We start from the raw sequence: 13,296 nt of genomic DNA, 5'->3' as shown, positions 1-13,296 counted from the left end.
ATGGATATCAGTGAGTTTTACGACACCTTCTTCGAGGAGGCGCAGGAGCTGCTGGCCGAGATGGAGCGCCTGCTGCTGGCGCTGGATGTCGAGGCGCCGGATGCCGAGCAGCTCAACGCCATCTTTCGTGCGGCCCACTCCATCAAGGGCGGCGCCGCGACCTTCGGCTTCACGGTCTTGCAGGACACCACCCATCACCTCGAGAACCTGCTGGACCGTGCCCGCCGTGGCGAGTTGCGGTTGAGCATTCAGCATATCGATCGCTTTCTGGAGACAAAGGACATGCTCGACGACCAGTTGGCGGCCTATCGCAATGCCCAGTCCCCCGACCCTGAGGCCTACGCGCATATCGTCGCGGTGCTCAAGCAGCTGGGCGAGGAGTCGTCGATGATGGATGCCCTGAGCGCACCAGTACCGCCAGGCGAAGCGTCTGGACCCGTCGTCGATGTGGAAATGCCACCTACGGTCGAGTCACAGGCCGGCGTCGAGGCAAGTGTGCCGTTGCTTTCGGTCACTCTGATGTTCGTCGCCGACCGCGAGCGTGAACTGCTGATCGAAGAACTGGCCAACCTCGGTGAGATCATCTCCAGCAGCGGTGATGAGCAGGTATGTCGCGTCATCGTGAGTACCACGGTCAGCGCAGAGGATATCGAAGCGGTGCTGTGCTTCGTCATCGAACCGGAGCAGATTCTGATCGGGCCCGCGACACCTGCTTCACCAGCAGGGGGTGATGGGGTAGTGGGAGACACAGTTGGTGGCGTCGCTGATGGGCAGGCTGAAGCGCTGTCTGAAGCGCTGGTCACAGAGCAGGCCGAGGGAGTCGCAGATGACATGTCTGCCGATGCGGCAAGCGATCTTGCCGATCAGACAGCACCCGCTGAAGCGACAGTCGACGCGGGCTCTTCGGCAGATGTCTCTTCCGCTGGCATGGAAGAGTCGTCCCCCGCTGGCGCGGAAGGGCCATCTGCCGCTGCCCAGGCGAGTGGCGAGCGACGCAGTCAATCGGGGCGGCGCGCCACAGGTGCACCCACCGAGCAGGGCTCAATCCGCGTCGGCGTCGACAAGGTCGATACCATCATCAACCTGGTCGGTGAGCTGATCATCACCCAGTCGATGCTAGAGCAGACGGCATCGGCGACCACACCGCCGGATCAGGCGGCGCTGGTCAGTGGCATCAGTCAGCTGCAGCGCAATGCACGAGATCTGCAGGAAGCGGTGATGTCGGTGCGCATGATGCCGATGGACTACGTGTTCTCTCGGTTTCCGCGGCTGATTCGCGACCTTGCCTCGCGGCTGGGCAAGCAGGTCGAGCTGGTCAGTCAGGGGCATGACACCGAGTTGGACAAGAGCCTGATCGAGCGGATCATCGATCCGCTGACCCATCTGGTGCGCAACAGCCTCGACCATGGCATCGAATCGCCCAGCGAGCGTGAGGCGAGCGGCAAGAGCGCCCACGGTACCCTGACGCTGTCTGCCCGCCATCAGGGCGGCAATATCGTCATCGAGGTAATGGATGACGGCGCTGGACTTGATCGTGTGCGCATTCTGGCCAAGGCGCGCAGCAACGGCCTGGCGGTCAGTGATGGCATGAGTGACGACGAGGTCTGGCAGCTGATCTTCGCTCCCGGCTTCTCGACGGCCGAGCAGGTCAGTGACGTCTCCGGACGTGGAGTCGGCATGGATGTGGTCAAGCGCAACATCCAGGCGCTGGGCGGGCAGGTGGAGCTTGCCTCCGTGACCGGGCAGGGCACCACCACGCGTATCGTGCTGCCGCTGACGCTGGCGATTCTCGAGGGCATGGCCATTCGCGTCGGCGAGGAAATCTACATCCTGCCGCTGTCGGTGGTGGTGGAATCATTGCAGCCGCAGGCCGACATGCTGTTCAGCATGGTCGGCAATGATCGCCTGCTGAAGGTGCGAGATGAATACCTGAGTCTGGTCGCTTTGCATGAGGTGTTCGCGGTACCCGGTGCCCAGACGCAGCCCGAGCAGGGCATCGTGGTGGTGGTGCAGGGTAAGGGGCGCCACTACGCCTTGCTGGTGGATGAGCTGATCGGTCAGCAGCAGGTGGTGGTCAAGAATCTCGAAAGGAATTATCGCAAGGTGCCGGGCGTCTCTTCGGCGACGATCCTGGGCGATGGGCGGGTATCGCTGATTCTGGATGTCTCGGACCTGCATCGCCTCGCCAACCAGATGCCAGCGGTGCAGAGGCAGGCAGAGGGCGTCACTGAGTCCGCCATGCCCCAGGACGCCATTGTCAGCTGAGGCGGTCGCCATTCACCGGCCGCATCCTCGCCCCTTGCGCCTCGGCGCGAAGCGTTACCCCATCACAGACAGGAGATGAGCATGTCTCACACTCAAGTTGCCGCGGCGCAGACGTCCAATGTCGGCCTGGCGCAGGACCACGCCTCCAAGACCAGTGACGGCGGCGAATACCTGGTATTCAGCCTCGGCGAGGAGCACTACGCCGTGGATATCCTCAAGGTGCAGGAGATTCGCGGCTACGAGAACGTCACGCGCATCGCCAATGCACCGGCCTTCATCAAGGGCGTGACCAATCTGCGTGGCGTCATCGTGCCGATCGTCGATCTGCGGCTGAAGTTTCAACTGGGCCAGGCCGAATACACGGCGCAGACGGTGGTGATCGTGATCAATATCGGTGAGCGCGTGGTCGGCATCGTCGTCGATGGCGTCTCCGATGTGATCAGCCTCGCGGCCGATCAGGTGCTGCCGCCGCCGGAATTCGGTGCGCGCATGAACAGTGACTTCCTGGCGGGGCTGGCGACCGTCAATGATCACATGCTGCTGATCATGGATATCGAGCACATGATGACCAGCGATGAAATGGCACTGATGGAGCCCGCGGCGCAGCCGGCATGACCTGCTGTCTCGCGGCATGAATCAGACGCAATGCGAGGCATGTTGCCTGTGGTGTGCGTCGCCTGATCTCGCGAACATTTTCACCTGTTTCGTCTCGAGCGCCGCTGGCCTGCTGGTCAGCGGCGTTCTGCGTTCAAGAACTGCCGACAGCGGCCGATAAGGTGTGCACCACAAGGTCGTGGGCGGCTGTACCGGGCAATGACGGTCATGCTGCCGGTCAGTGGTCTCGCCGGGTCAATGACGATCACGCTGTGACGAGTACGAGGCTAAGCAAGGGCAATGCGAAACAATCAGCCGGTGACGGCAAAGGAATACCCCATTGGTGAGCATGACTACCTGATCTCGCGTACCGATCTCAAGGGACGCATCACCTACGCCAACTCTGTCTTCATCGAGGTCAGTGGCTTCACGCGTGATGCCTTGATCGGTGCACCGCACAATCTGGTGCGCCACCCCGACATGCCAGAAGCCGCCTTCGAGAATCTTTGGTCGACGCTCAAGCAAGGCGAGAGCTGGCAGGGACTGGTCAAGAATCGACGCGAGAATGGCGACTATTACTGGGTCGACGCCTGTGTGACGCCGCTGATCGAGCAGGGCGAGGTGATGGGATTTGCCTCGGTGCGCGTCAAGGCCAGTCGCGAGCAGATCGCCCAGGCCGAGGAGGTCTACGTGGGCCTCAAGCAGGGCAAGCGCGACTATCGCTTGATCAAGGGCCGTATCGTGCGTGCTGGCCTCATGGGGGCCTTCAAGCGCCTCACCCAGTGGCGCATGGCGCCGCGTATCGCGCTGCTGGCCGCACTGCCGCTGGTGGCCGGAGCCATGATGGGCAGCGAGCTGCTGGAGGTGCTGGCCGATAGCCAGGCGCATGCGCGTGCCGTGCTGACCCAACTTGCCGCCGAGCTGCCCGCGGCGCAGCTGGCGACGCTCGAGCAGCGTCAACAAGCGCTCGAGGCAAGTCATGCGCGTCTGCAGTGGGCATTGTGGGCCGCCTTCGCTGGTGTGGGCGTGGCATCGCTGTGGTTGGCGCTGCTGACCTACCGCAGTCTGGTTCGGCCGCTGCGCAGCACCCTGGATTTCGCGCGCCAGATCGCCGCGGGCAATCTTTCCCAGTCGATGACGCTGGCGGGCAATGATGAGATGGCACGCCTGGTACGCGCACTGGACAGCATGCGCAAGTCGCTGGTCGGCATCGTCAGTGAGGTCAATGCGGGCATCAATGTGGTCAGGCCTGCCGCTGGCGACATGGCACACGGCAATCAGGAATTCTCGGCGCGGGTCGAGCAGCAGGCGGCATCGCTTGAGGAGACGGCGGCCAGCATGGAGCAGATGACCGGCACCGTGCGCCAGAATGCCGACAATGCCATCCAGGTCTCGCAACTGGCTGATCAGGCCACGCGCTCCTCCAATGAAGGTGGCGAGGCGATGCAGGCGGTGGTGGCGCGCATGCAGGGGATTACCGCTACCTCTGAAAAGATGGCCGACATCATCAAGGTGATCGACTCGATCGCCTTCCAGACCAACCTGCTGGCCCTCAACGCCTCGGTGGAGGCCGCACGCGCCGGCGAACATGGTTGCGGCTTTGCCGTGGTGGCCGGTGAGGTGCGCAATCTGGCCTCTCGCAGTGCCGAGGCGGCGCGCGAGATCAAGACCCTGATCGACACCACCCAGCGGGAGATCAGCGATGGCGGTGATCAGGTCGAGGCGGCGCGCGGCACCATGGAGGCGATCGTGACCGGCATCTCGCGGGTCAATGACCTGATCGCCGAGATCTCCTCGGCCTCGCGTGAGCAGAGTGGCGGCATCGAGCAGATCAACACCGCCATCAACGAGATGGACCAGGCCACCCAGCAGAACGCCCAACGTGTGATGAGCAGCGCCCATCTGGCGCAGGATCTCGAGCGGTCGGTCGCGGGGCTGTCGCATGCGGTCAACGTCTTCCGCTTTGGCGGCGAAGGCCCGGAGCAGATTCCCGCGCGCCTGCCGGGGGATGCATCAGCCGAGCAGTCTTCTTCTGTGCACGCTCAGGCCGCGACTCGAGCGCAGGTGCCTGGTGGCTCACAGGGCCCGCAACGGTGACAGAACTCACGCCGCCACGCATCTCCTCCACCTCGTCACCGGCCTCCCATGCCCTCGGACGGGACCTGTTGATGACCGATGACGACTTCGAGCGCATCGCGCGCCTCATCTATCAGCGCGCCGGAATCGTCTTGGCGCGTCACAAGCGTGAGATGGTCTACAGCCGTCTGTCACGCCGGCTCAGAGTGCATGGTCTGACGCGTTTCCATGACTATCTGACCATGCTGGAGGCCAGCCTGAGTCGCAGTGATCACGACGAGTGGCCTGCCTTCATCAATGCGCTGACCACCAATCTGACCGCATTCTTTCGCGAGCCCCATCACTTCGTCATGCTCGAGAACTTCCTGCGCGAGCGCCTGCAGCGCCAGGCGACGGGGCAGCGAGCGCCGCTGCGTATCTGGTGTGCGGCCGCCTCGACCGGGGAGGAGCCCTATTCCATCGCGATGGTACTGCGCGAGGTGTTGGGAGCCGCGGCGAACCAGGTCGAGCTGATCGCCACCGATATCGACACGGATGCGCTGCGGGAAGCCGAACTCGGCATCTACCCCTTCGAGCGCATCGCCAAACTGGGTGAGCAACGCTGCAAGCGCTTCATGCTGCGTGGCAGCGGCAGTCGCCAGGGGCAGGTGAGGGTGCGCCCGGAGATCAAGCAGCTGGTGCGCTATCGCCACCTGAATCTGCTGGATAGCCACTGGGACCTCGGTAGCGGCTTTGACGTGATCTTCTGTCGCAACGTGATGATCTACTTCGACAAGCAGACCCAGTCACGTCTGCTGGACCGCTTCGCGCTGATGCTCAAGCCCGATGGACTGTTGTTTGCCGGTCATTCCGAGAATTTCTCATGGCTCAATGATGCCTTCACGCTGCGCGGCCAGACGGTCTATACCCTGTCTCGCCGCCGGACGGAGGGCGCGTGATGCGTCGTGATGGCTGGTGATGATTCCCTTTCCCTTACCCACTCTCCAGGAGTGTCTGGATGCCTACCCCCGCTTCATCGTCATGCTCGGTCTCTAGGTCAAATGCTGGTTCAAGGTCAGATTCGAACTCAAGTGCAGCTGCTGGCGCAGGCACGCCCCAGGCCGGGACGGGGCGCATCATTCGTGTGCTGTGTGTCGATGACTCCGCGCTGATCCGTGAGTTGATGGCCGAAATCATCAATGCCCAGCCTGACATGCAGGTCGTGGCCACCGCGCCGGACCCGCTGGTCGCGCGAGACCTGATCAAGCGTCACGAGCCGGATGTGCTGACGCTGGATGTGGAAATGCCGCGCATGGATGGGCTGGACTTCCTCGAGCGCCTGATGCGCCTGCGGCCGATGCCGGTGGTGATGGTGTCTTCGCTGACCGAGCGCGGCGGGGAAATCACGCTGCGCGCGCTGGAGTTGGGTGCGGTGGATTTCGTCTCCAAACCGCGCCTGGGAATACGTGGCGGCATGCTCGAGTATGCCGAGACGATTGCCGACAAGATTCGCGCCGCCGCGCGGGCGCGTGTGCGGCCTGCGGGTCGCGCCGTGACGTTGCCATCTGCTGGCGGTGCACAGGCCGGCTCGGCTCTGTTCAATTCGACCCTATCCAATCCGGCTCAGTCCAGCCTGCCTCAGTCCAATCCATATCAGTCCAGTCTGGCAGACAGGTCAGTCGCCGCTTCGGTCAGTCAGGGTGCGGTCAGTCAGGACACGGTCAGTCCGTCTGCGACCGCTGCTGCCAGCCGCCGGCCATTGCTGTCGAGCGAGAAGCTGATCGCGGTGGGGGCCTCGACCGGCGGGACCGAGGCAATACGCGCGGTGTTGCAGTCGTTGCCGGCGGATGCGCCGGCCATTCTGGTGACTCAGCACATGCCGCCGGGCTTCACGCGCTCGTTCGCCGAGCGACTCAATGGGTTGTGTCGTATCGCCGTCAAGGAAGCTGCGCACGGTGAGCGCATCCTGCCGGGGCATGCCTATATCGCGCCTGGCGACGCCCACCTGACGCTGTCACGCAGCGGGGCCAACTATGTGGTCACCCTCGATCAGCGTCCGCCGGTCAATCGTCACCGCCCATCGGTGGATGTGCTGTTCGATTCCGTGGCGCGTGTGGCCGGTCGCAACGCCGTGGGCGTGATCCTCACCGGCATGGGGCGCGACGGCGCACGGGGGTTGTTGCAGATGCGCGAAGCCGGCGCCCACACCATCGCCCAGGATGAGCAAAGCTGCGTGGTCTATGGCATGCCGCGGGAAGCCGTCGAGCTCGGGGCCGCGCAAAGCGTATTGCCGTTGAGTCGCATCAGTGGGCATCTGCTCCACCAGGTGCAGCTGGCCGGGCGTTCGCAACGCGTCTAGACCGCTTCGATCTGCCTGGGCGTGGAGGTTAAGTGGGTGTGAGTTGCCGGCAAGGAGAAGATGGGCGCAGAGGGTAAAGTCTGCCGGCTCGTGGCCGATAACCCCCTCACAAGGCTGTAATTTTCAGCCGTTCCCTCATGTGATTCTGGAAGAGAGCCCGACCGCTGATGGCCGACAAGAACCTGCGAATCCTCGTCGTCGACGACTTTCCCACCATGCGTCGGATCGTGCGCAACCTGCTCAAGGAGCTCGGCTTCACCAATGTGGAGGAAGCCGAAGATGGGCAACAGGCCCTGGAGTTCCTGAATCAAGGCAGCTTCGAGCTGGTGATCTCCGACTGGAACATGCCCAACCTCGATGGGCTCGAGATGCTCAGGCGCGTGCGTGCCAATCCCGCCACGGCCACGTTGCCGGTGCTGATGGTCACCGCTGAGGCCAAGAAGGAAAACATCATCGCCGCCGCCCAGGCCGGTGCCAGTGGCTATGTGGTCAAGCCCTTCACGGCGGCGGTGCTGGAAGAGAAGCTGGGCAAGGTCTTCGAGAAACACGGCCTCTGAGCCATCGGGCCGCGCTGGTCAGGCAAGGCTGGCGCGGTCAGCGTCGTTGGTCACATCAAGGAGGGTGTCATGAGTCATCTGGAATCATCATCTGAACCCCAGTCATCCTCGGGCGCAGATCCTGGTGTGATGGCGCGCGATGGGGCAGCCAACCTCGCCAGAACGGGGGATAGCAGCGAAGACCTGATTCGGCGTATCGGCCAGCTGACGCGCATGCTGCGCGACAACATGCGTGAGCTGGGGCTGGATCGGGAGATCGAACGTGCTGCCGAGGCGATCCCCGATGCTCGTGATCGCCTCAATTATGTGGCCAGCAAGACGGAGCAGGCGGCAGATCGTGCCCTCAATGCCTGTGAGCGGGCCCAGCCGCTGCAGGATGCCCTGGCCAGTGAGGCGAAGTCGCTCAGCGGGCGCTGGGACGCCTGGTTTGCCGAGCCGGTGGCCCTGGATCAGGCGCGTGAATTGGTGATCGACACGCGTGCCTATCTGGCCGTGGTGCCTGATCAGACCAGCGCCACCAACAGCGAATTGCTCGAGATCATGATGGCGCAGGATTTCCAGGACCTTACCGGTCAGGTGATCAAGCGCATGATGGATGTCATCCAGCAGATCGAGATGCAGCTGTTGCAGTTGCTGCTCGACAATGTCCCGGAGGGTCATGCACGTTCGGCGATGGCGTTTTCTGGGCAGGCCGCCACCACGGCGACCGCTGCGGGGCTTTCGGCAGCAGAGCTTTCAGCCTCGGCGCTGGATGAGCAGGCAGCATCCAGTGCCGGGGATGCCCAGTCTGGTGCCTTGCTCAATGGCCCCCAGGTGCGAGCCGATGCACCGGGGGTAGTCGCCAGTCAGGATGAGGTCGATGACTTGCTGGATAGCCTCGGTTTCTAGCCGACTTCCCGGTAGTGGCACCTGCTGGTCCTTGTTCTTCATCCCCTTGCCCGCCCACGTCCCGTGAGGCGGGCAAGGGCGTTTTTGGGCGCTATTCCACGCTTTGATCCCCGCCGTGCTTGGCACAATGAGGCCCATTCTCGGCATGATGCGTTCGCCGTACGCGCCAGTGTGAGCGAGCGTCATGCTCCTCGGCAGTTCAGGTAGATGCGATCCCAGGCAAGCGGAGTAGCCGGTGGCTGACGAGCAGAGCAGCGACGACAAGACAGAAGAGGCCACGCCCCACCGAATACAGAAGGCCCGCGAGGAAGGGCAGGTGCCCCGCTCGCGGGAGCTGGCGACCTTTCTGTTGCTGGGCGGAGGTGCGGCAGGCCTGTGGCTGTTGGCCGGGCCGCTTGGCGACACCCTGGAGCGAGTACTGGGCGCCTCGTTCGGCTTTGATCGCGCTCAGGCACTCGACAGTCGCGTGATGCTGGCCAATGCCTTGATGCTGGGCCAGGAGGCCTTGCTGGCACTGTTGCCGTTGTTCGCCCTGCTAATGGTGCTGGCGCTGGTCGGCCCGGTGCTGCTGGGCGGCTGGATGTTCTCCACCAAGTCGCTGTCGCCGTCGCTGGGCAAGCTCAATCCCGTCAAGGGGCTGGGCAGGATGGTGTCCTCCCAGGCGCTGGCCGAGCTGCTCAAGACCATCGCCAAGTCGATACTGGTCGGTGGCGTGGTGGTGATGTATCTGCATGCCCAGCGCCAGGAATTGATGGCACTGATGATGATGCCGCTGGGCAACGCCATGGCGGATGCGCTGGCGATCGTGGCGCGCTGTACGGCGCTGGCGATATTGATGCTGATCGTGCCGACGCTGATGGATGTGCCGTATCAGCTGTGGAGTCACGCCAAGAAGCTGCGCATGAGTCTCGAGGAGATCAAGCGCGAGCACAAGGAGACGGATGGCGACCCGCAGATCAAGGCGCGCATCCGTCAGCAGCAACAGGCCATGGCGCGTGCGCGCATGATGAGCGCCGTACCCACTGCCGATGTCATCGTCAACAATCCGACGCACTACTCGGTGGCGCTGGTCTATCACGAGGGCGACATGCGCGCACCGCGGGTGGTGGCCAAGGGGCGTGATGAGGTGGCACTGCGCATTCGTGAAGTGGGCGAGGCGAACGGGGTGCCGATGCTGAGTGCGCCCCCCCTGGCGCGTGCCCTGCACACCCATGTCGATCTCGAGCAGGAAATTCCCATTGCGCTCTATCAGGTGATCGCCGAGGTGCTGGCCTGGGCGATGCGGCTCAAGCGGGCGCGCCAGCAGGGTGGGCTGCGCCCGAGTCTGCCGGCAGGTCTGTCCGTTCCCGATGAGTATCAGGTGCCGGAGGAGGCTCAAGGGACGGCTGAGGAGGCTGGTCCGCCAGGCGCCGAGCGTGATGACGGGGAGCCGGCAGCCGAAGCTGAGGCTTCAGCCGCAGGCGCGATGTCTTCTGATCATGATTCTGATGACGCCGATGCCGGGGCGGTCTTCCAACCCAGCGCCAAGCCCGGGCCTGACGATGGCGCGACGACGGATCCTCGTGTCGGAAGTTGATGGCCGCAGTTGATGACCGACTTGGATGATCGAAGTTGAGGCCCGAACTTGATAACCGTCCTGCTGGCTGATGCTGCCAACCGAACCCCATGACCGACCGCCATTTCTGCTCCCCAAGCCCGGGCCGCTGCGCAGCACGCGCAACGCCCTCCACGATCGATGAGCCGCTTGCATGAATACCTTGCTGACACTGTTTGACCGCGTGGGGCTCAACACCTCCAGCCAGCTGAAGGTGCTGGCCGGGCCGCTGCTGATCATGATGATCCTGTCGATGATGGTGTTGCCGCTGGCGCCCTTCATTCTCGATCTGCTGTTCACCTTCAATATCGCGCTGTCGATCATGATCCTGATGGTCAGCATGTTTGCGCAGAAGCCGCTGGATTTCTCGGCCTTCCCCGCGGTGCTGCTGTTCTCGACCTTGCTGCGCCTGTCGCTCAATGTCGCCTCGACGCGGGTGGTGCTGCTGGAAGGTCACAACGGCGGTGACTCGGCGGGCAAGGTCATCGAGGCCTTCGGTCAGTTTCTGGTCGGCGGCAACTTCGCCGTCGGTCTGGTGGTGTTCTCGATTCTGGTCATCATCAACTTCATGGTCATCACCAAGGGTGCCGGGCGTATTGCCGAGGTCGGCGCACGCTTCACGCTGGATGCCATGCCCGGCAAGCAGATGGCGATCGATGCCGATCTCAACGCCGGCCTGATCGGCGAAGACCAGGCGCGCGAGCGCCGCCGGGAAGTGTCGCAGGAATCCGATTTCTTCGGCTCGATGGACGGTGCCAGCAAGTTCGTGCGTGGCGATGCGGTGGCGGGGCTGGTGATCATGGTGGTCAATATCATCGGCGGGCTGATCATCGGGGTCGGGCAGCACGACCTGAGCATGTCCGATGCGGCGCGCACCTATACGCTGCTGACCATCGGCGATGGCCTGGTGGCCCAGATTCCGTCGCTGGTCATCTCGACCGCCGCAGGCGTGATGGTGTCGCGGGTCAATACCAATGAAGACGTCGGTCAGCAGATGATTGGCCAGCTTTTCAAGAGCTCGCAGGTACTGTGGTTGGCGGCTGGCGTGATGGGTCTGCTGGGTCTGGTACCGGGCATGCCCAACATGGTCTTCATTCTCTTCACCTTGCTGCTGGCGGGGCTGGGGTGGTGGGCCTCCCAGCGCGAGAAGGAGGTCAGCAGCGAGGCGAAGGAAGAGGCGGCGCCCGCGCCTGCGGCGGCCGTACAGGAGGTCAGCGAGGCCAGCTGGGATGATGTGCGACTGGTGGAGCCGCTGGCGATGGAGGTCGGTCATCGCCTGATTGCTATGGTCGACATGCGCCAGGGCGGTGAGTTGCTGGCGCGCATCAAGGGAGTGCGTCGCAAGTACGCCCAGGAGATCGGGTTCCTGCCGCCGGTGATACATATCCGCGACAACCTCGAGCTTGGGCCCAATCAGTATGTGATCAGCCTGAAGGGTGCCGAGGTCGGGCGGGGCGAGGCCTATCCGGGCCGCTGGCTGGCGATCAATCCGGGCAAGGTGTCCGGCAAGCTGCCGGGCGTGGCCACCACCGAGCCGGCCTTCGGCCTGGCCGCCACCTGGATCGAGCCGGAAACCCGCGAGCAGGCCCAGGTCTATGGCTACACGGTGGTCGATACCCCGACCGTGATCACGACCCACCTCAATCATCTGATGACCCGCCATGCCGATCAGTTGCTCGGGCGCAGTGAGGTCAGCAAGCTGCTCGAGAAGCTGGGCCCGCAGGATGGCGGCCTGGTGGAGGAGGTGGTGCCGGCCTTGATCAGTCAGGGCACCCTGCAGCGTATCCTGCACAACCTGCTGGATGAGGAGGTCTCGATTCGCGACATGCGTACCATCCTCGAGGCGCTTGCGGAGCATGCCCCGCACAGCAAGGACCCCAACGACCTGACTGCCATGGTGCGCGTCGCCCTCGGGCGTGCCATCACCCAGTACTGGTTCGGCGCCGAGCGCGTCTTGCGCGTGATCGGTCTGGAGGCGCAGCTCGAGCAGGTGCTGATGCAAGCCTTGAGCAGCGGCAATGCGCTGGAACCCGGCCTTGCCGATACCTTGATGCAGCATGCCGAGAATGCCGTCGCCGCGCAGGACGCCAATGGCGAGCCCAGCGTACTGGTGGTCGGGCATGCGCTGCGACCCTTGGTGGGGCGCTTCCTGCGTCGTCGCTTCAAGAGCCTGGCGGTGCTGTCCCAGGCAGAAATCCCCGATGACCGCGAGCTGCGGGTCACCCAGATGATCGGGGGGCGTGCGGCGTGACGTCAGGGCGGTGCGACTCACCACTGAGCAAGTGAACGACGACAATAAGCCGCAAAGGCAGAGAAGTGCGACAGGGAAGGCGTCGACAAGGGGTGTGTCGAGCGTCTGCAGCAAGATGGATCTGAAGGAGTCAGCAGTGCAGAGAAGGAGTCGAGTGGCGACAGGATTCAGGAAATCCAGGGCGGGAGTGGTGTCGAGAGCGAAGCTGAGTGCGAAGCCAAAATACAGGACGGCACCGATGGCGGCCTTGATGACGGCAGCAGCGCTGTGGGCCACGACGCTGTCCACGCCGGTACAGGCCGCCAGCGCGGCGGTGATGATGTCCGTCGAGTCGCTGACCATCGCTCAGCGGGGGCATTGGTATATGCGCCCTCTGGCAGTGGCAGATGCCGTGCGTGATTCAGGGCTGATGGCGCCTGACAGGACGCGCGTCACCGCGATTCATTGGCGCTATTCGCTCACGAGTGCACCGGGGGAGTGGCAGGTCATGCTCTGCCTGGAGGAGCGCTGCGCCATGCTCGCGGCGAGGCGTGGCAAGTTGACCCTGCCCACCCGAGAGCTGGCGACGGCGCCATTCTCGCTGAAGGTCTATCGCAATGGACGTGGCGTACTCAAGCCGGCGGCACATCTGGATGACATCCAGCTGGTGATCGACGTCGAGAGTCTGGAAGGTGCGTGACTGGCGGTGTTGTCAGCGAAAGGGGGCTGTCTTTGAATGACTGGCGATGAGTGG

9 protein-coding genes and 1 pseudogene are annotated in these 13,296 nt (G+C 63.6%); all 10 read left to right on the top strand.

From position 1 onward, the window contains the following. The 10 genes and pseudogenes from cheA to AC5WNI_RS08875 all read left to right on the top strand — a co-directional run bounded on the left by cheA (position 1) and on the right by AC5WNI_RS08875 (position 13,242). A complete protein-coding gene (gene cheA, locus AC5WNI_RS08920) occupies positions 1–2,265 on the top strand; it encodes a chemotaxis protein CheA (protein WP_284726031.1) in 2,265 nt (754 codons plus the stop codon). Between the two features lie 81 nt (positions 2,266–2,346). Beyond that, entirely contained in the window at positions 2,347–2,880 is a 534-nt protein-coding gene (locus AC5WNI_RS08915; protein ID WP_378080065.1) for a chemotaxis protein CheW, read from the top strand. A 279-nt stretch (positions 2,881–3,159) separates the two neighbouring features. Beyond that, positions 3,160–4,890, top strand: a pseudogene (locus AC5WNI_RS08910) (methyl-accepting chemotaxis protein); the annotation flags it as partial. Between the two features lie 137 nt (positions 4,891–5,027). Beyond that, entirely contained in the window at positions 5,028–5,873 is an 846-nt protein-coding gene (locus tag AC5WNI_RS08905; RefSeq protein ID WP_284726226.1) for a CheR family methyltransferase, read from the top strand. 176 nt (positions 5,874–6,049) lie between these two features. After that, the gene (locus tag AC5WNI_RS08900) at positions 6,050–7,273 is read left to right on the top strand and encodes a protein-glutamate methylesterase/protein-glutamine glutaminase (protein WP_284726227.1); all 1,224 of its coding nucleotides are present in this window, start codon (positions 6,050–6,052) and stop codon (positions 7,271–7,273) included. Positions 7,274–7,440: 167 nt separating this feature from the next. Beyond that, a complete protein-coding gene (gene cheY / locus AC5WNI_RS08895) occupies positions 7,441–7,830 on the top strand; it encodes a chemotaxis response regulator CheY (protein ID WP_131432094.1) in 390 nt (129 codons plus the stop codon). A 129-nt stretch (positions 7,831–7,959) separates the two neighbouring features. Continuing rightward, positions 7,960–8,718 carry a protein phosphatase CheZ gene (gene cheZ, locus AC5WNI_RS08890; protein ID WP_284726228.1) on the top strand — a complete coding sequence of 253 codons (759 nt, stop codon included), beginning with the start codon at positions 7,960–7,962 and terminating at the stop codon, positions 8,716–8,718. Between the two features lie 235 nt (positions 8,719–8,953). Then, positions 8,954–10,294 carry a flagellar biosynthesis protein FlhB gene (gene flhB / locus AC5WNI_RS08885; protein WP_288387957.1) on the top strand — a complete coding sequence of 447 codons (1,341 nt, stop codon included), beginning with the start codon at positions 8,954–8,956 and terminating at the stop codon, positions 10,292–10,294. 172 nt (positions 10,295–10,466) lie between these two features. Then, the gene (gene flhA / locus AC5WNI_RS08880; RefSeq protein WP_284726034.1) at positions 10,467–12,563 is read left to right on the top strand and encodes a flagellar biosynthesis protein FlhA; all 2,097 of its coding nucleotides are present in this window, start codon (positions 10,467–10,469) and stop codon (positions 12,561–12,563) included. A gap of 238 nt (positions 12,564–12,801) precedes the next feature. Beyond that, entirely contained in the window at positions 12,802–13,242 is a 441-nt protein-coding gene (locus AC5WNI_RS08875) for a flagellar protein FlhE (RefSeq protein ID WP_284726035.1), read from the top strand. Positions 13,243–13,296 lie beyond the last annotated feature (54 nt).

The sequence above is a fragment of the Cobetia sp. PDI-12MA genome (genome assembly GCF_059507695.1).
This window is presented reverse-complemented; position numbering and strand designations above follow the sequence as displayed.